We start from the raw sequence: 17,240 nt of genomic DNA, 5'->3' as shown, positions 1-17,240 counted from the left end.
CGGCCGGACGAGGCCCCAGGAGGAAACGTGAAACTCAACCGTCGTACGACCCTGGCCGGCGCCGCCGCACTGGCCGCGGGCTCGCTGTCCAGGGCCGCCTTCGCCCAGGCCTACCCCAACAAGCCAATCAAGCTCGTCGTTCCCTTTGCGGCCGGCAGCGCCACCGACCTGACGGCCCGTGGTCTCGGCGCCAAGCTGCAGGATATCCTGAAGCAGCCGATCGTCATCGAGAACAAGCCCGGCGCCAGCGGTCAGCTCGGCGCCTCCGCCGTCGCGACGGCGCCGGCCGACGGCTACACGCTGATGATGGGCACCAACACGACCAACGCCGCCAACGGCGCCCTGTTCAAGAAGCTGAGCTACGATATCGACAAGGATTTCGCGCCGATCATGCGCTGCGTGATGGGCGTCAACGCGCTGGTCGTGAACAACGACCTGCCGATCAAGACCACGGCCGAGCTGGTCGAATATGCCAAGAAGAACCCCGGCAAGCTCAACTATGCCGAGGCCAGCGCCTCGCAGCGCCTCTCGGGCGAGATGTTCAACCAGCTGGCCGGCGTGAAGATGGAGCGGGTGCCCTACAAGGCGAGCCCGCAGGCACTGGGTGACGTGGCCTCGGGCCAGGTCCAGGTGATGTTCCCCGACCTGCCTCAGGCGCTGACGCAGATCGAGGCCGGCCGCGTGCGCGGGCTCGCGACCACCGGCCCCAAGCGCACGACCGTCACACCCAACCTGCCGGTGATCGCCGAAACGGTGCCGGGCTATTCGCTGGTCTACTGGCTGGCCGTCTTCGCGCCGGCCGCGACGCCGAAGGACGTCCAGAAGGTCCTCGCCGACGCCATCGCCGAGGCGCTGAAGGATCCGGCCACCGCCAAGGCGATGACGCAGGGCCGCATGGAGATCGCCCCGCTCGCGCTCGACGAGTTCGCGGCCTACGTGAAGAGCGAAACCGCCTGGTGGACCAAGGAGATCAAGGCCGCCGGCATCGAGCCGGAGTGAGCGACGCCATGAGCAAGGTCATCATCGAGAAGAGCGGCCCGGTCAAAACCATCTGGATGAACCGGCCGGAGAAGCGCAACGCGCTCGACAGCGAGCTGATGCGCGAGATGATCGAGGCACTGCAGGCGCCCGTCGCGCCAGAGGATCGCGTCGTCGTCGTCCGGGGCAAGGGCGACGTGTTCTGCGCCGGCCTCGACATGGCGGAGCGGCGCGAGACGATCGGCGGCGGCAATGCCAGCGGCATCGAGGTGATGCTGCGCGCGGTCGAGCTCTGTCCCCTGCCCGTCGTCGCGGTCGTCCATGGCGACGCCATCGCGGGCGGCAACGAGCTGGCGCTGCATTGCGATCTCGTGGTGGCGAGCCAGAAGGCGCGCTTCGGCATGTCGCTTGCGCAGGTGGGCCTGGCGCCCAACTGGTTCCTCGCCAAGAAGCTGATGGAAGTGCTGGGGCCGGTCACGACCCGCGAGATGCTGCTGCTGGGCGATCCCCTGCCCTCGACCAAGCTGCACGCGCTGGGCCTGATCGCCCGCTGCGTGCCGGCCGACCAGCTCGAGGCCGAGGCCTCGAAGGTCGTCGAACGGCTGGCGGCCAACGCGCCACTGTCGCTCAAGGCCATGAAGGCGCTGACGGTGAAGCAGCTCGAGTTCCGCGACGGCATCAAGCACGACGATGTCGACGCGCTCGTCCAGGCCGCGATGAAGAGCCAGGACGCGCAGGAAGGCATGAAGGCGCGACTGGAAAAGCGCACCGCGAAGTTCCAGGGAAAGTAACCATGTCCCTGCGGCTGCGCCTCGACAAACCCTGGCAGAAGCTGACCGCGGAGACCGCGCAGCGCCTGCCCGGCCAGCTCGGCGTCTATCAGGTGGCCGATGCCAAGGGCACCGTGCTGTTCATCGGCCAGGCCGGCGCCCGCTCGCCGTTCGGCCTGCGCTCCGAATTGCAGCGCGAGCACAAGGAACGCGGCGACGGCTGCCAGTTCCGTGTCGAAGTGAACCAGCAGTACCGCACGCGCTGGTTCGAGCTCTTGATGGTGCACAAGGCCGATCACGGTGCCCTGCCCCCCGACAATGCTAAGAACCCGCCGCCCCTGGGGCGGTTGAGTCCGTCTTGAAGCATCACCCTTTCTTCCTCCTCTCCCCGCTAGGGGGAGAGGCAGGGTGAGGGGGCGATGCACCACCTGTAACCCCCTCACCTGACCTCTCCCCCTATCGGAGGAGAGGAACAAGAGGAGAGAGAAAATGGATTTCGAACCGTCCGAAGAGCAGCAGATGCTGATCGAGCAGGTCCGCCGGTTCGTGCGGGAGGAGATCATTCCGCTCGAAGCCAAGCTCGATCCCGACGCCTCGGAACTCGATCCCGCAGATCATGCGCGGCTGGTCGAGAAGACCAAGGCGATGGGCCTGTTCGGCATCGACATCCCCAAGGAGTATGGCGGTCCCGACATCGACATCGTGACGCGCGTGCTGCTGGCCATCGAAATGGCGCAGCATCGCGCCGGTCTCTACGTGCCCTGCTACGGCACCTTCGGTGGCGCGGGCCTCGCGCAGATCTTCGAGGCCAACGACGACCAGAAGGAGCGGTATCTCTATCCGACCCTGCGCGGCGAGAAGAAGGCCTTCTTCGGCCTGACCGAACCGTCAGGCGGCAGCGATCCCGCGCGCGCCATCCAGACCAGGGCCGAGCGCAAGGACAATGGCTGGGTATTGAACGGCGCCAAGATCTTCATCTCCAACGCCGACCGCGCGCAGTACGGCATCGTCTTTGCCCGCACCGATTCGTCGAAAGGCCGCGCCGGAATCACCTGCTTCATCATCGACAGCGACACGCCGGGCTTCCATGTGCGCCGCGTGGTGCACACCTTGCGCTCCTCACATTATGCGACGGAGCTCGAGTTCAAGGATTGCTGGGTGAGCGATCACCAGGTGCTGGGCGAGGTGAACAAGGGCTTCGCGGTCGCCAACGACCGGCTGACCCGCCAGCGCATCCCCTATGCCGCGGGCTGCATCGGCGTCGCCATCGCCGCGCACGAGATGGCGATCGAATGGGCCAAGATGCGCACGACCTTTGGCGAGAAGCTGTCACATCGCCAGGCCGTGCAATGGATGCTGGTCGACAATGAGATCGACATCCGCACCGCCAGGCATTTCACCCTGGAAGCCGCCGAGAAGGCGCGCCGCGGCCTGCCCTTCAGGATCGAGGCCTCGATCGCCAAGCTGACCGCCTCCGAGGGTGGGGGCCGCGTGGTCGACCGCGCAATGCAGATCCATGGCGGCATGGGCATGACCAAGGACCTGCCGCTGGAGCGCTGGTACCGCGAGATGCGCATCCGCCGCGTCGGCGAAGGCCCCAGCGAGGTGCAGCGCATGGTGATCGCGCGCGAGATCCTGGGGAGCAACCTTCGATGAACGCCGCACCCGGCCCCCTCTCAGGCATCAAGGTCATCGAGTTCGGCCAGAACCTGGCCGGCCCCTATTGCGGCCAGATCCTGGCCTTCCTGGGTGCCGAGGTGATCAAGGTCGAGCGGCCCGAGGGCGACGATGCGCGCAAGTGGGGCCCTCCCTTCGTCGAGGGCGATGCGACGGGCTTCATCGCACTGAACCGCGGCAAGAAATCGATCACCTGCGACCTCGCCGATCCGGCCCAGCGCGAGGCCCTGATCGAGCGCATCGGAACGGCAGACATCTTCGTGCACAACCTGCGTGCCGACGTGCCGGCGAAGTTCGGTTTCGACGGCGCCACGCTCACCAAACGCTTCCCGCGCCTGATCTATGCCGACCTGGGCGCCTTCGGCCATGCCGGGCCGTGGAAGGATCGGCCGGGTTACGAGCCGATCATCCAGGCCGTCGCCGGCCTCATCTCGCTGAACGGCGACCCCACGGGGCCCGAGGCCCGCATCGGCGTCTCGATCATCGACCTGTCGACCGGCATGTGGACGGCGATCGGCGTGCTCGCGGCGCTGGCAAAGCGCACCGCCACCGGCGAAGGCAGCCTCGTGAACACCTCGCTGTTCGAGAGCGGGCTGATGTGGGCATCGAACCATGTCGCCGGCTGGTCGGTGACCGGCAAGATGCCGCCGCGCCAGGGCACCGGCCATCCGTCGCTGACTCCGTACCAGGCGTTCGAATGCAGCGACGGGCCGCTGATGATCTGCCCGGGCAACGACCGGCTGTGGCGCAAGTTCGCCGAGGCGCTGGGCCAGCCCGAATGGCCCGACGAGGAGCGCTTCCGGACCAACGTCCAGCGCGCGGAGCGGCGCGAACTGCTGCTGGGCATGATCGCCGACATCATGAAGGAGCATCCCCGGGCCTATTGGCAGGCCAAGCTCGATGCGCTGGGTGTGCCCAATGGCCCGCTGAACACCGTGCCCCAGGTGATGGAGCTGGCGCAGGTTGCGGCGCTGGCGATGTTCATGCAGCCCTACGCCGGCTCGAACGCCCTGTTTCACGGCCTGCCGCTCAGCATCGATGGCCAGCGGGCCGGCGGAATGGAAACGGCGCCGAAGATCGGCGAGCACAACGGGACGGATTAGCCGACGAAGCTCAGGCAGTAGTCGCGCACCTGCTGGAGGGGGATGCGCGCGTGGCTCTGCACGATGATGAACTTGCCGCCGGGATCGGTGCCATTCGGCAGCCTGACGAGGCGCTCGAAATCGTCGGCGCCCCAGACGCAGGATTGTTCCGAGAACAGCTGCACATCGGACGTGTAACAGGTGTCCCACTCGGCGTGATAGTCGAAGAGCGTGCCGCTGATCTCCGCTGCGCTGGTATAGAGGGAATATTCCGTCCACGGCACCTGGAACGGCTTGCGGGCCTTCCAGAGCACCAGCGAGGTCATCGCATTGAAGCGGGGCCCCCGCAGCTGGTCGAGGGTCATCCGGGCCAGGTCGCCGTGCAGGATGTTCGGCGTGACCGAGAGGCCATGCGACCTCGGATCGTAGGGAACGCCGATCACCTCCGACGCGCTCTGCCACCAATCGTGATGCTGCTTGGGTTCCCAGCGGGACAGAGCGCGGTCATATTGCACGAAGGTCCGCGAATCGAAGTCGCCAACGCAGCAGACGTCGGAATCGAGCGTGAAATAACCCGCGAATCCCAGGACCGCCGGCACGTGCAACTTCACGATCTGCTGTCGGTACCAGCCGGTCATCCAATAGAAGGAACTGAAGGCCGGGAAGAAATCGCGCTCTCGGCGGACGGTCACTTCGATGTTCGGAAAACGCGGCAGATTGGACCGCAGCAGGTCTGCGTCGCGGTTGGGAGCAATGATCAGGAGTTCGAAGGGCTTGCTGTCGCGCCAGTGCTTGGCCAGCGACTCGATCAGGAGACCGGCACGCTCCAGATCGCCCAGGCGCTTGATGTTGCGCAGGGCGAGCGGGAGGATTCCTTGTCTGATCTCAGAGAACATTCGGGGCTACACTCTCCAACTATATATGGGCATCGCCAACTCCATATCAATCGATAGGTTAAATCATTGCACTAGCCACTGAGCGGCAGATCGACCCACGTCCGCAAGAGGGGATCGCTCCATGCAGGGCGCAAAAAAAACGCCGGGCCCAAGGGCCCGGCGAGTCAAACAGGGAGGCTTCACGTCTGGGAGACGTGGGATCATGAGGATCCCGAGTTTCGAACGCGATCAGCCGAAACCGTTCGTGTCGAAGACCTGTATTTAACCTATGCCTCATGAGCGGGAATGGCAGTGGTGAAGTTTTGGACACTGGCATGCGGCATGCGCATGCCTTTCACCAACTATGCAATCCTGCACGTCTGACGGATCAGAAACGTGTCTCCGCCACCTTCCGCAGCAAGAAATCACGGAACACGGCGATGCGCTTCGAGTGCCGCAGTTCCTCAGGATAGGTGAAATACACATCGGTGGTACGGACATTGAGATCCGGCAGCAGCATCTCGAGCTTGGTCGATTCACGCGCCAGATAGTCGGGCAACGAGGCAATGCCGAGACCGGACTCGACGGCGCGGAAGATGCCGTAGGTGTTGTTGACCCGGAGCACCACGAGCCGCGGATTCTGGTCGGCATTGCCCTCGCGCAGCAGCCAGTTCACGTCCTGGACGGGCGCGCGTGCATCCTCGCCGAAGATGATGAGCCGATGCTGGTCGAGTTCGTCGATCGTGGTGGGCTTGCCGTATTTCTGGACGTAGCCATGCGAGGCGTAGACGTGGCTGCGGACCGTCAGCAGGTGACGCTGCACGAGTCCTGGCTGGCGCGGCATGACCATGCGGATGGCCACGTCGGCCTCGCGCATGCCGAGGTCGAGCTCGTTGTCGGACAGCACGAGGCTGACGTCGATCTCGGGATAGAGCGCGATGAACTCGTGCATCTGGGTCGTCAGCCAGGTCGAACCGAAGCCCACCGTGGCGTGAATCTTGAGCCGCCCGGCGGGCTTGTCCTGGTTGGCGCGCAACAGGGCCTCAGCGGTGTTGACCTTGGCGGCCATGTCGCGCGCCGTGCGGTAAAGCAGCTCGCCCTGCTCCGTCAGGATGAGACCGCGCGCATGGCGATGGAACAGCATGACGCCGAGCTGCTCCTCGAGCGCGCCGATCTGGCGCGAGATCGCCGACTGGCTGAGCTTCAGCGATTCGCCCGCATGGGTGAAGCTGCCGGCATCGGCCACGGCCTGGAAAATCCGCAGCTTGTCCCAGTCCATTTCATTGCCTCCCTGTCCCTGCCTGCTGCTTCATTCGGCGGCTTGGGCGTGGCGCGTGTCCTGTCCCGCCAGCCACCGCTCGGCCTCGAGGGCGGCCATGCAGCCGGTGCCCGCGGCCGTCACCGCCTGCCGAAAGACCTTGTCCTGCACGTCGCCGGCCGCGTAGACGCCCTCGATGTTGGTCCCGGTCGAATCCGGCCGGGTGATCAGATAGCCCTCGCCGTCCATCTCGAGCTTGCCCTTGAACAGCTCGGTATTGGGCGAGTGGCCGATCGCCACGAAGAAGCCGTCCGTCTTGACGTCGTGCACGGCCCCCGTCTTCACGTTGCGCAGTCGCGCACCGGTGACGATCGGCGCCGGCGTCTTCTCGCCGAGAATCTCGTCGACGACGTGATCCCAGACGACCGTCACCTTCGGGTTCTTGAACAGGCGATCCTGGAGGATCTTCTCCGCGCGGAAACTGTCGCGGCGGTGGACCAACGTCACCTTCGAGGCGTGGTGCGTCAGGTAGAGCGCCTCCTCGACGGCCGTGTTGCCGCCGCCGACCACGACCACTTCCTTGTTGCGGAAGAAGAAGCCGTCGCAGGTCGCACAGGCCGACACGCCGCCGCCGCGGAACGTCTCCTCGCTGGGCAGGCCCAGCCACTTCGCCGTGGCGCCGGTCGCGATGATGAGGGAATCGGCCTCATACCGGTCCCCTGAATCGCCCAGGCAGACGAACGGACGCCTGGTCAGGTCGACGTCCACGATCGTGTCGAAGAACAGCTTCGTGCCGACATGCTCCGCCTGCTTCTGCATCTGCTCCATCAGCCACGGGCCCTGGATCACATCCGCGAAGCCCGGATAGTTCTCCACGTCGGTCGTGATCGTGAGCTGCCCGCCGGGCTGGATTCCCTGCACGAGCATCGGGTTCAGGCTGGCGCGGGCAGCATAGATCGCCGCCGTGTAGCCGGCTGGTCCCGACCCCAGGATCATTACCTTGCTGCGATGAGTTTCTGCCATGTGTGCTCCGCATCCCGCCAACCGCATATCTTCGACATATATGCAAACCTCGCCGGAGTTGCACGGATAGATGTCGATTTCACACGCAATTGTTCACAGCCAACCGGCGAATTCTCGCAACTTTATTGCGCGCCCGGCACGGTTCTGGCATAGACCGCGGCCAACGGAGGAAAACGGATGGCTCGGGCCAAGCTCGATCGAATTGACCGGCGAATTCTCAGCGACCTGCAGTCCAATGGACGCATGACGAACGTGGAACTGGCCGAACGGGCCGGGATATCGGCGCCGCCCTGCCTGCGCCGCGTGCGCGCCCTCGAGCGGGCCGGCATCATCAAGGGCTACCATGCGGAATTGAGCCCCGAAGCGCTGGGCTACAGCGTATCCGTGTTCGCCCTGGTGGGGCTGAACAGCCAGGCCGAAGCCGACCTCAAGTCCTTCGAGGAGCTGATCGCCAAGTGGGACGAAGTCCGCGAGTGCCACATGCTGGCCGGCGAGGCCGACTTCCTGCTCAAGATCGTGGCAGAGACTTGGGACGACTATCAGAAATTCCTCACGACCCGCCTCACCTCGGCGCCCAACGTCAGCCACGTGAAATCCATGATGGTGTTCCGCACCGCCAAGGAAGTGCCCGGGGTTCCCATTTCGACGGAGGCGTAGAGTGACCGACGTCACCTTCGAGATCCTGCACCGCGTGGCCGACGCCTTCGCCCGGCGCGACGTCGACGGGATCGTCGATTCCTTCGCTGAGGACGGTGAATTCCGCAACGCCAAGGGGCCCGACTACTGGGGCCAGAGCTTCAAGGGCAAGGCGGCGATCCGCAGCTACTTCGAGCCGCTGTTCGCCAGCACCGGCGACGTGAAGTGGACCCACACGAATGAGTTCATCTGCGGCGACCGGGCGGTGACCGAATGGCACCGGACCGCCACCTTGGCGAGCGGCGAGCGCCAGGAATGGCTGGGCTGCGACCTCTATACCTTCCGCCGCGGCCTCATCGTCATGAAGGACACTTACATCAAAGTCGTCGTCTGAGCCCCTTGCAGGGAACGCTGTGTATTGATAGCGTGGTTAAATACACAACGTTGTCACAAAGACCGAAGGTCGCGAGCCATGCGGAATCTGCTCCAGGCGTCCAAGATCCTGCTGCTCGATCTGGCATCGACGCTGCTGTTCCTCGCCATCTACGTCCTCACCGGAAATCTCTTCCTCGCCGTCGGGCTCGGCATGGCGCTGGGCATGGCCCAGATCGGCTGGCAGCTCGTCCACAGGCAGCCGGTCGAGGCGCTGCAATGGCTCAGCCTCGTCATCATCTTCACCTCGGGCGCCGCCACATTCGTGACCGACGACCCGCTCTTCATCATGCTGAAACCCAGCGTCATCTACGTCATCGTCGGCATGGTCATGCTGAAGCGCGGCTGGATGACCCGGTACCTGCCGCCGATCGCGCAGGCGACCGTTCCCGACCTCGCCATCACCTTCGGCTATGTCTGGGCCGGGCTGATGTTCTTCTCGGCCGTGCTCAACATCGTGCTCGCGCTGGCGCTCGACGTCACGAGCTGGGCGGCCGTGAAATCGGTCTGGGCGATCGGCAGCAAGATCTGCCTGTTCGGCATCCAGTACGCCATCATGAAGTCGACCGGCATTCGCCGGGCGCGCGCCATGATGGCGGCTAGTTGAACTGTACGCCCACCACTTCGTAGGACTTGCCGCCGCGAGGCGTCTGGACCTCGACGGTATCGCCGACGGTCTTGCCGATCAGGGCCCTGCCGATCGGCGACGTGATGGATATCCGGCCCTTGGCGAGGTCCGCCTCATAGGGGCCGACGATCTGGTACTTCACCTTCTCGTCGGTGTCCTCGTCGGCCAGGCGTACGGTGGCGCCGAACTTGATGACCTTGCCGGTGAGCTTGGAGAAGTCGATCACCTCGGTCCGCGAGATGATGTCCTCGAGCTCGGCAATGCGTCCCTCGATGAAGCTCTGCTTTTCGCGCGCGGAGGTGTACTCGGCATTCTCCGAGAGATCGCCATGCTCGCGCGCCGTCGCGATCGCCTTGATGATCGCCGGGCGCTCCACGCTCTTCAGCACTTTCAGTTCCGCCTCGAGGCGCTGAAGCCCCTCGGCCGTCATCGGAATACGTTCCATTTCCAAATCGTCCTTGATCACTCGTACGGCGTCAACGCCCAACAACGCAGCCGGAAACGGAGTGCAGTCCGGCGCGTTGCGGGCGGGAGCGGAGGTGAAAGGGCCTAGAAGGCAGTCTTGAAGTAGGATTGCAGCGGCGCCACGTCGAGGGCGCCCTCCTTTACCGCAGCAATGCCCTCGACCGCCGCCTTGGCGCCGGCGACCGTCGTATAGTAGGCAATCTTGTGCATCAGGGCGGTGCGCCGGAGCGTGAAGCTGTCGGTCAAGGCGCCCGCGCCGTCGACCGTATTGAAGACGAGCTGCACCTTGCCGTCCTTCATGAGGTCGACGATGTGCGGCCGGCCCTGAAGCACCTTGTTGACCTGCTGCGCCTCGATACCGTGCTTGTGCAGGAATTCCGCCGTGCCGCGGGTCGCCACCACCTTGAAACCCAGATCGACCAGGCGCTTCACCGGCTTCACCATGGCCTGCTTGTCCTGGTCCTTGACCGAGACGAACACCACGCCCTCGACCGGCACCTTGCTGCCGGCGCCGAGCTGCGACTTTGCGAACGCACGGCCGAAGTCCATGTCGAGACCCATGACCTCGCCCGTCGAGCGCATCTCGGGCCCCAGGATGATGTCGACGCCGGGGAAGCGCGCGAAGGGAAACACCGCCTCCTTGACCGCGATGTGCTTGCCCTTCGCCTTCTTGATGCCGAGCGACTTCAGCGCCTCGCCGACCATCAGGCGGGCCGCGAACTTGGCGATCGGCTGGCCGGTCGCCTTGGCGACGAACGGCACGGTACGGCTGGCACGCGGATTGACCTCCAGCACGTAGACGTCGCCGTCCTTCACGGCGAACTGCACGTTCATCAGGCCGACGACGTGCAACGCCTTGGCCATCGCCTCGGTCTGCCGCGCGATCTCGGCCATGATCCTGGACGACAGGGAATAAGGCGGCAGCGAGCAGGCCGAATCGCCGGAATGGATTCCCGCCTCCTCGATGTGCTCCATGATGCCGGCGACGAAGACGTTCTGGTCCTTGTCGGCCAGGGCATCGACGTCGACCTCGATGGCATCGCGCAGGTACGAATCGATCAGCACGGGATTGCTACCCGAGACCTTCACGGCGTCGCGCATGTAGCGCTCGATCGCCGCGCGATCGTAGACGATCTGCATGGCACGACCGCCCAGCACGTAGGACGGGCGAATCACCACCGGATAGCCGATCCTCTCGGCGATCTCGATCGCCTTCTCCTGCGACGTCGCCGTGCCGTTGTCGGGCTGGCGGAGCTTCAGCTCCTGGATCAGCTTCTGGAAGCGCTCGCGGTCCTCGGCGAGGTCGATGGCGTCGGGCGACGTGCCCAAAATCGGGATTCCCGCGGCCTCGAGCGGCTTGGCGAGCTTGAGCGGCGTCTGGCCGCCGAACTGCACGATGAGACCCAGCAGCTCGCCTTTCGAGCGCTCGACCTCGACCAGCTCGATCACGTCCTCGGCGGTCAGCGGCTCGAAGTAGAGCCGGTCAGCCGTGTCATAGTCGGTCGACACGGTCTCGGGATTGCAGTTGACCATGATGGTCTCGTAGCCGGCCTCGCGCAGGGCGTAGACGGCGTGGACGCAGCAATAGTCGAACTCGATACCCTGGCCGATGCGGTTGGGACCGCCGCCCAGGATGATGACCTTGCGCCGGTCGGTCGGCTGCGACTCGCACTCGGCAGGCCGCACGCCGTCGCCCTCGTAGCAGGAATAGAGGTAGGGCGTGCGCGATTCGAACTCGGCGGCGCAGGTGTCGATGCGCTTGAAGACCGGGCGGACGCCGAGCGCGCGGCGCTTCTTCGCCACGCTGGCCGCCGGCTGCTTCGTGAGTTCGCCCAGCCGCTCGTCCGAGAAGCCCTTCTTCTTGAGGTCGAAGAACGCCTTGGCGTCCTTGGGCAGGCCTTCCTTCCGGACGCTCGCTTCGATGGCGACGAGCTGCTCGATCTGGCGCAGGAACCACGGCTCGTACTTGGACGCCCGGGCGATCTCCTCCACGGTGAGGCCGTGGCGGAAGGCCTGGGCGATCACCAGGATGCGGTCAGGCGTCGGCAGGGCCAGCGCGCCGGCGATGGCGGACTTGTCGGGCGCGCCCTTGATCTCGACTTCGTTCAGGCCGGTGAGGCCCGTCTCCATCGAACGCAGCGCCTTCTGGAGCGACTCCTGGAACGTCCGGCCGATGGACATGGCTTCGCCGACGCTCTTCATCGACGTGTTGAGCAGGGCTTCGGCGCCAGGGAATTTCTCGAAGGCGAAGCGCGGCATCTTGGTGACGACATAGTCGATCGTCGGTTCGAACGAGGCCGGCGTCTCGCCGGTGATGTCGTTCAGGAGTTCATCGAGCGTGTAGCCCACGGCCAGACGTGCCGCCACCTTGGCGATCGGGAAGCCCGTCGCCTTCGACGCCAGCGCCGAGGAACGCGAGACGCGCGGATTCATCTCGATCACGACCATGCGGCCGGTCGCCGGATCGACGGCGAACTGCACGTTCGAGCCGCCGGTATCGACGCCGATCTCGCGCAGGCACGCGATCGAGGCATCGCGCATGATCTGGTATTCCTTGTCGGTGAGCGTCAGCGCCGGCGCGACAGTCACCGAATCGCCGGTATGCACGCCCATCGGATCGACGTTCTCGATCGAGCAGATGATGATGCAGTTGTCGTTGCGGTCGCGCACGACCTCCATCTCGTACTCTTTCCAGCCGAGCACGGATTCCTCGACCAGCACCTCGCCGACCGGCGAGGCGTCGACGCCGCCGGCCACGATCTCGAAATATTCGTCGCGGTTGTAGGCGATGCCGCCGCCGGTGCCGCCCAGGGTGAAGGACGGGCGGATGATTGCCGGCAGGCCGACGCGCTCGAGCGCCGTCGTCGCCTCCTCGCGATTGTGCACGACCTCGCTCTTGGGGCATTCGAGCCCGATCTTCGTCATGGCGTCGCGGAACAGCAGCCGGTCCTCGGCCTTGTCGATGGCCTCGGCATTGGCGCCGATCAGCTCGACGCCGTACGTCTTGAGCCGCCCGTCACGATGCAGTGCCATCGCCGTGTTGAGCGCCGTCTGGCCGCCCATGGTCGGCAGGATGGCGTCGGGCTTTTCCTTCTCGATGATGCGCGCCACGAAGTCGGGCGTGATCGGCTCGACATAGGTCGCGTCGACCAGGCCGGGATCGGTCATGATCGTGGCCGGGTTGGAGTTGATCAGAATGACGCGATAGCCCTCGTCCTTCAGCGCCTTGCAGGCCTGGACGCCGGAATAGTCGAACTCGCAGGCCTGACCGATGACGATCGGGCCGGCGCCGATGACGAGGATGGATTTGATGTCAGTGCGCTTGGGCATGATTACCTGTCACTTGCCCTTGCTCTTGTCGATCATCTCGACGAACCGGTCGAAGAGATAGTGGCTGTCGGTCGGGCCGGGCGAGGCTTCGGGGTGATACTGGACCGAGAAGGCCGGCTTGTCGGTGCAGCGCAGGCCTTCATTGATGCCGTCGAACAGCGAGACGTGCGTCACCTCGGTGTTCTCGGGCAGCGATTCGGGGATGACGCAGAAGCCGTGGTTCTGCGACGTGATCTCGACCTTGCCGGTCGTCAGGTCCTTGACCGGCTGGTTGGCGCCGCGATGGCCGCGCGCCATCTTGCGGGTCTTGCCGCCGAGCGTCAGCGCCAGGATCTGGTGGCCGAGGCAGATGCCGAACAGCGGCACCTTCCTGTCGAGCACGGCCTGGATGGCGGGCGAGGCATAGACCGCGGTCGCTGCCGGATCGCCGGGGCCGTTGGACAGGAAGACGCCGTCGGGCTTGTGACGCAGGATGTCCTCGGCCGTGGCCGTGGCCGGCACCACCGTGACCTTGCAGCCGGTGTTGGCGAGACAGCGCAGGATGTTGCGCTTGGCGCCGTAGTCGACCGCGACGACGTGATACTTCGGCTTGATGAGCTTGCCGTAGCCTTTGCCCAGCGCCCACTTGGTCTCGTCCCAATCGTAGGTCTGCTTGGTCGTGACCTCGAGGGCCAGGTCCATGCCGTCGAGACCCGGCCAGTCCAGGGCGATCTGGCGCATCTTCGGAATGTCGAACTTCCCGTCCGGCGCATGCACGACCACGCCGTTGGGCGGGCCGCCGTCGCGGATGCGGCGCGTGATGGCGCGCGTGTCGACGTCGCAGATACCCGGCAGATTGTGGCTCCTCAGCCAGTCGTTGAGCGGCTTCACCGACCGCCAGTTGGCGGGCTCGGTGATGTCGCCGCGCAGGACGACGCCACGCGCGGCCGGCGTGATCGTCTCGATATCCTCGAGATTCGTGCCGACGTTGCCGATATGCGGAAAGGTGAAGGTGATGATCTGGCCGGCATAGGAGGGATCGGTGATGATCTCCTGGTACCCGGTCATCGAGGTGTTGAAGCAGACCTCGCCCACGGCATGGCCGGCGGCGCCCACTCCCTTGCCCCAGAAGACCGTGCCGTCGGCCAGCACCAGCGCGGCCGTGGCCCAACGCGGCGCGGCGTCGTTCGCGCCGGCGGTCTTAGGTGAAGTCATGATGATTTTGCCCGTTCGTGCGGCTCGCGCGGCCTCGCCCCGGACCCAGCATGGGCGAGGCGATCGGCAAGCCGGGCGGGTTGTAACCAAGCTGCCGCAGAGGGTCAAGGCACCGAAGGCAGCCAATTTCTAAGCTATTTCAATAACTTATTTGCTTTGCCAACAGCGGCTGAGGCGATTAGTTTCCGCCCCTTAGCCTTCCGGCGAACCAACGGGACCCAAGCGATGCTGCGCGAGAAACTGACCGAAGCGATGAAAGAGGCCATGCGCGCCAAGGATCAGGCGGCGCTGGGCACGATTCGGCTCATCCTGGCCAAGCTCAAGGACGTCGACATCGCCGCCCGCACCGAGGCCAGCCGCGAGGGCGTGGCCGACGACAAGATCCTGTCCATGATGCAAGGCATGATCAAGCAGCGGAATGAATCGATCGCGCTCTATGAAAAGGGCGGGCGCACCGACCTGGCGGAGAAGGAAAAGGCCGAGATCGCCGTCATCGAGCGCTTCCTGCCGCAGCAGATGGACGAGGTCGCCGTCGAGGCCGCCGTGCGCGAGGCCATCGCCGCCGCCGGCGCCACCTCGATCAAGGACATGGGCGGCGTCATGGCCGGCCTGAAGGCCAAGTATGCCGGCCAGATGGACTTCGCCAAGGCGTCGGCCGCGGTGAAAAAGGCTCTCGCCGGCTAGCCCGACGCACCAAAACGGCGGCGACGGGCGGCAGCGCCTTCTGAGGCGCGAGAGCCCGCACGATGCAGAAAAGACAAGAACTCATGAGGCGCCACTGGATTGGCGCGCTCCACAGAGACGCCTTGGGCCTCCTGGAGAGCGGTCTGGAACTTGATCCACTGCCAGTGGAGAAGAATGTCCAGTCCACCCGACATATCTCTACATATTATGTCGAGCGCACCTTACATATTTGAGGCATGGCCTTCCCTCCGGGCTTCCTCGACGAACTGCGCGCGCGCCTCAGCCTGTCCGACATTGTCGGCCGGAAGGTATCGCTGAAGCGCCGGTCGGGCGCCGAGTATGCTGGCCTGTGCCCCTTCCACAACGAGAAGTCGCCGTCCTTCACGGTCAACGACAAGAAGGGCTTCTACCACTGCTTCGGCTGCGGCGAGCACGGCGACGCCGTGGGCTTCGTCATGAAGACCGAGGGGCTTTCCTTCCCCGAATCGGTCGAGAAGCTCGCCCGTGAGGTCAACCTGCCGGTGCCGCGCGCGACTCCCGCGGAGCGCGAGCGCGCCGACCGGGCGGCCACGCTGCAACAGGTCGTCGAGCTGGCCGCCCTCTGGTTCCAGAAGCAGCTCCGCCTTCCCGTGGGCCGCCAGGGACTCGACTACCTGAGGGGGCGTGGACTTTCCGACGTCGTGATCGACGACTTCCGCCTGGGCTTCGCCCCGGATTCGCGCGACGGCGTCATCGCCGCCCTCAAACGCGAGAACGTACCGATCGAGAAGATCGTCGAGGCCGGGCTCGCCATCCAGCCCGAGGACGGGCGCGAACCCTATGACCGTTTCCGCGGTCGCGTGATGTTCGTCATCAACGACCGCCGCGGCCGGGCCATCGCCTTCGGCGGCCGGGTCATGGGTGTTGGCGAGCCCAAGTACCTGAATTCGCCGGAGACGCCGCTCTTCCACAAGGGCGCAAACCTCTACTGCCTCGACCGGGCACGGCAGGCCGCGACCAAGGACCAGCCGGTCATCGTCGCCGAGGGCTACATGGACGTAATCGCCCTGCATGGTGCTGGCTTCACGGGCGCCGTGGCGCCGCTCGGAACCGCCCTCACCGAGGGCCAGCTGGCCGAGCTCTGGAAGCTGGCCGATGAACCCTATCTCTGTTTCGACGGCGACAATGCCGGCCGTCGCGCCGCCTCCCGTGCCGCCGAGCGGGCCCTGCCCCTGCTGCGCCCCGGCAAGAGCCTGCGGTTCCTGACCCTGCCGGCCGGCGAGGATCCCGACAGCCTGGTCCGGACGCGTGGGCCCGAGGCGGTACGTCGTGTGCTCGACCTCGCACGGCCGCTGTCCGACGTGGTTTGGGAACTGGAAATCGAGGGCAAATCGACCGATACGCCGGAACGGCGGGCCAGCCTGCAGCGCAGCGTCGAACAGCGGGTGGCCGAGATCGCCGACCCCATGGTCCGCGAGTATTACCGCACGGAGATGCGCAACCGGCTGAACCGGATGCGCCGGCCGGAGGCGCCGGCCTGGCAGCCCGGCGGGGGCGGCCGCAAGCCGTTTCGTCGTCCTGGCGATCCCGAGCCCGCGCCCTTTGCCGCAGGATCCGCAGCCCGCCGGGCCGGAGAGGGGCTCGATGGCTCCCGCCAGGAGCGGGTCCTGCTGGGCGCCCTGATCGAGCGGCCCGCCCTGCTCCACGTCCTGGCGGAGGACCTGGCGTCCCTGCCGATCGGCCATCCCGAACTCGCCCGGCTGCGCAGCGGGCTGCTGGATGCCCTTTCGCTGGTCCCTTCAGGGGTGGACCCGGCTGCCGACGAGGCGGCGGGCGACCCCTCTCTCGAGGCGCAGCTGATCGCACAGCACCTCGAACGGATCGGGCTCGGCCGTCTGGCCGCCGCCGCCCAGGCCAAGGCCCGCGAGGCCTTCCGCGACGATCCGGCCGATACCGACGGCTGGGTCGGCCAGTGGCGCCGCGCGGCGCGCCATCTCAGCCACCTCCAGGGCGGCCCGGAGGAACTGAAACGGGCCGAGGAGGCCCTTGCGGAAGACATGTCCGAAGAGAATTTGCAGCGACTCCAGGCCATCCTCGATCGCATGCGGCGCGAAAACATCGAATCCAATGCCATATAACGGGGCCGCGCAGATTCAGGGGCTTGCCCCTATCGCTGCTTGCACTGAAGCCCCATATAGTAGAAGGGTAGTTTTTGCGGGGCCGCCCTCC

General features: G+C 65.6%; 16 protein-coding genes. 10 read left to right on the top strand and 6 right to left on the bottom strand.

All coding sequences use genetic code 11. The features are described from left to right. The first annotated feature begins 27 nt into the window (after nucleotides 1-27). The 5 genes from EPO41_RS18140 (at nucleotide 28) to EPO41_RS18120 (ending at nucleotide 4,528) form a co-directional block, all read left to right on the top strand. Entirely contained in the window at nucleotides 28-999 is a 972-nt protein-coding gene (locus EPO41_RS18140; protein ID WP_296327791.1) for a tripartite tricarboxylate transporter substrate binding protein, read from the top strand. 8 nt (nucleotides 1,000-1,007) lie between these two features. After that, nucleotides 1,008-1,769, top strand: a complete 762-nt coding sequence (locus EPO41_RS18135) for an enoyl-CoA hydratase-related protein (RefSeq protein WP_296327788.1) — start codon at nucleotides 1,008-1,010, stop codon at nucleotides 1,767-1,769. 2 nt (nucleotides 1,770-1,771) lie between these two features. Then, complete coding sequence (locus EPO41_RS18130) at nucleotides 1,772-2,110, top strand: hypothetical protein (protein ID WP_296327785.1); 339 nt, start codon at nucleotides 1,772-1,774, stop codon at nucleotides 2,108-2,110. A 127-nt stretch (nucleotides 2,111-2,237) separates the two neighbouring features. Then, nucleotides 2,238-3,404, top strand: coding sequence for an acyl-CoA dehydrogenase family protein (locus tag EPO41_RS18125; RefSeq protein WP_296327782.1), 1,167 nt, complete (start codon nucleotides 2,238-2,240; stop codon nucleotides 3,402-3,404). Further along, nucleotides 3,401-4,528 (top strand): CoA transferase, encoded by a 1,128-nt coding sequence (locus EPO41_RS18120; protein WP_296327779.1) that lies wholly within the window; start codon nucleotides 3,401-3,403, stop codon nucleotides 4,526-4,528. Before EPO41_RS18125 ends, EPO41_RS18120 begins: the two co-directional genes overlap by 4 nt. Here EPO41_RS18120 and EPO41_RS18115 read toward each other — a convergent pair. The 3 genes from EPO41_RS18115 to trxB all read right to left on the bottom strand — a co-directional run bounded on the left by EPO41_RS18115 (nucleotide 4,525) and on the right by trxB (nucleotide 7,663). Then, entirely contained in the window at nucleotides 4,525-5,403 is an 879-nt protein-coding gene (locus tag EPO41_RS18115) for a DUF6492 family protein (protein ID WP_296327776.1), read from the bottom strand. The two genes, EPO41_RS18120 and EPO41_RS18115, sit on opposite strands and share 4 nt — an antisense overlap. A gap of 367 nt (nucleotides 5,404-5,770) precedes the next feature. After that, nucleotides 5,771-6,661, bottom strand: coding sequence for a LysR family transcriptional regulator (locus EPO41_RS18110; protein ID WP_296327773.1), 891 nt, complete (start codon nucleotides 6,659-6,661; stop codon nucleotides 5,771-5,773). A gap of 30 nt (nucleotides 6,662-6,691) precedes the next feature. Beyond that, nucleotides 6,692-7,663, bottom strand: a complete 972-nt coding sequence (gene trxB, locus EPO41_RS18105; protein WP_296327770.1) for a thioredoxin-disulfide reductase — start codon at nucleotides 7,661-7,663, stop codon at nucleotides 6,692-6,694. A gap of 177 nt (nucleotides 7,664-7,840) precedes the next feature. Here trxB and EPO41_RS18100 point away from each other — a divergent pair, with 177 nt between their 5' ends. The 3 genes from EPO41_RS18100 (at nucleotide 7,841) to EPO41_RS18090 (ending at nucleotide 9,338) form a co-directional block, all read left to right on the top strand. Beyond that, nucleotides 7,841-8,320, top strand: a complete 480-nt coding sequence (locus EPO41_RS18100; RefSeq protein ID WP_296327768.1) for an Lrp/AsnC family transcriptional regulator — start codon at nucleotides 7,841-7,843, stop codon at nucleotides 8,318-8,320. Between the two features lies 1 nt (nucleotide 8,321). Beyond that, the gene (locus tag EPO41_RS18095; RefSeq protein WP_296327765.1) at nucleotides 8,322-8,693 is read left to right on the top strand and encodes a nuclear transport factor 2 family protein; all 372 of its coding nucleotides are present in this window, start codon (nucleotides 8,322-8,324) and stop codon (nucleotides 8,691-8,693) included. A 78-nt stretch (nucleotides 8,694-8,771) separates the two neighbouring features. Continuing rightward, nucleotides 8,772-9,338 (top strand): septation protein IspZ, encoded by a 567-nt coding sequence (locus EPO41_RS18090; RefSeq protein ID WP_296327764.1) that lies wholly within the window; start codon nucleotides 8,772-8,774, stop codon nucleotides 9,336-9,338. Here the strand turns inward: EPO41_RS18090 and greA are convergent. From greA to carA, 3 genes are all read right to left on the bottom strand, one after another. Continuing rightward, complete coding sequence (gene greA, locus EPO41_RS18085) at nucleotides 9,331-9,804, bottom strand: transcription elongation factor GreA (protein ID WP_296327762.1); 474 nt, start codon at nucleotides 9,802-9,804, stop codon at nucleotides 9,331-9,333. The two genes, EPO41_RS18090 and greA, sit on opposite strands and share 8 nt — an antisense overlap. A gap of 104 nt (nucleotides 9,805-9,908) precedes the next feature. Continuing rightward, complete coding sequence (gene carB, locus EPO41_RS18080; protein WP_296327759.1) at nucleotides 9,909-13,154, bottom strand: carbamoyl-phosphate synthase large subunit; 3,246 nt, start codon at nucleotides 13,152-13,154, stop codon at nucleotides 9,909-9,911. Between the two features lie 9 nt (nucleotides 13,155-13,163). Beyond that, on the bottom strand, nucleotides 13,164-14,348 hold the full coding sequence (gene carA / locus EPO41_RS18075) for a glutamine-hydrolyzing carbamoyl-phosphate synthase small subunit (protein WP_296327756.1): 1,185 nt from the start codon (nucleotides 14,346-14,348) through the stop codon (nucleotides 13,164-13,166). A gap of 225 nt (nucleotides 14,349-14,573) precedes the next feature. Between carA and EPO41_RS18070 the strand changes: the two genes are divergently transcribed. Further along, nucleotides 14,574-15,032, top strand: coding sequence for a GatB/YqeY domain-containing protein (locus EPO41_RS18070; RefSeq protein ID WP_296327753.1), 459 nt, complete (start codon nucleotides 14,574-14,576; stop codon nucleotides 15,030-15,032). Nucleotides 15,033-15,268: 236 nt separating this feature from the next. Further along, nucleotides 15,269-17,149, top strand: a complete 1,881-nt coding sequence (gene dnaG, locus EPO41_RS18065; RefSeq protein WP_296327749.1) for a DNA primase — start codon at nucleotides 15,269-15,271, stop codon at nucleotides 17,147-17,149. Nucleotides 17,150-17,240 lie beyond the last annotated feature (91 nt).

The sequence above is a fragment of the Reyranella sp. genome, assembly GCF_004297265.1.
GTDB lineage: Bacteria > Pseudomonadota > Alphaproteobacteria > Reyranellales > Reyranellaceae > Reyranella.
This window is presented reverse-complemented; position numbering and strand designations above follow the sequence as displayed.

Coding starts and splice junctions, on each gene's coding strand:
- carB (WP_296327759.1), bottom strand. CDS start 13,154: ATGCCCAAGCGCACTGACATCAAATCCATCCTCGTCATCGGCGCCGGC.
- EPO41_RS18070 (WP_296327753.1), top strand. CDS start 14,574: ATGCTGCGCGAGAAACTGACCGAAGCGATGAAAGAGGCCATGCGCGCC.
- EPO41_RS18115 (WP_296327776.1), bottom strand. CDS start 5,403: ATGTTCTCTGAGATCAGACAAGGAATCCTCCCGCTCGCCCTGCGCAAC.
- EPO41_RS18110 (WP_296327773.1), bottom strand. CDS start 6,661: ATGGACTGGGACAAGCTGCGGATTTTCCAGGCCGTGGCCGATGCCGGC.
- EPO41_RS18125 (WP_296327782.1), top strand. CDS start 2,238: ATGGATTTCGAACCGTCCGAAGAGCAGCAGATGCTGATCGAGCAGGTC.
- EPO41_RS18100 (WP_296327768.1), top strand. CDS start 7,841: ATGGCTCGGGCCAAGCTCGATCGAATTGACCGGCGAATTCTCAGCGAC.
- EPO41_RS18120 (WP_296327779.1), top strand. CDS start 3,401: ATGAACGCCGCACCCGGCCCCCTCTCAGGCATCAAGGTCATCGAGTTC.
- trxB (WP_296327770.1), bottom strand. CDS start 7,663: ATGGCAGAAACTCATCGCAGCAAGGTAATGATCCTGGGGTCGGGACCA.
- EPO41_RS18090 (WP_296327764.1), top strand. CDS start 8,772: ATGCGGAATCTGCTCCAGGCGTCCAAGATCCTGCTGCTCGATCTGGCA.
- greA (WP_296327762.1), bottom strand. CDS start 9,804: ATGGAACGTATTCCGATGACGGCCGAGGGGCTTCAGCGCCTCGAGGCG.
- carA (WP_296327756.1), bottom strand. CDS start 14,348: ATGACTTCACCTAAGACCGCCGGCGCGAACGACGCCGCGCCGCGTTGG.
- EPO41_RS18130 (WP_296327785.1), top strand. CDS start 1,772: ATGTCCCTGCGGCTGCGCCTCGACAAACCCTGGCAGAAGCTGACCGCG.
- EPO41_RS18135 (WP_296327788.1), top strand. CDS start 1,008: ATGAGCAAGGTCATCATCGAGAAGAGCGGCCCGGTCAAAACCATCTGG.
- dnaG (WP_296327749.1), top strand. CDS start 15,269: ATGGCCTTCCCTCCGGGCTTCCTCGACGAACTGCGCGCGCGCCTCAGC.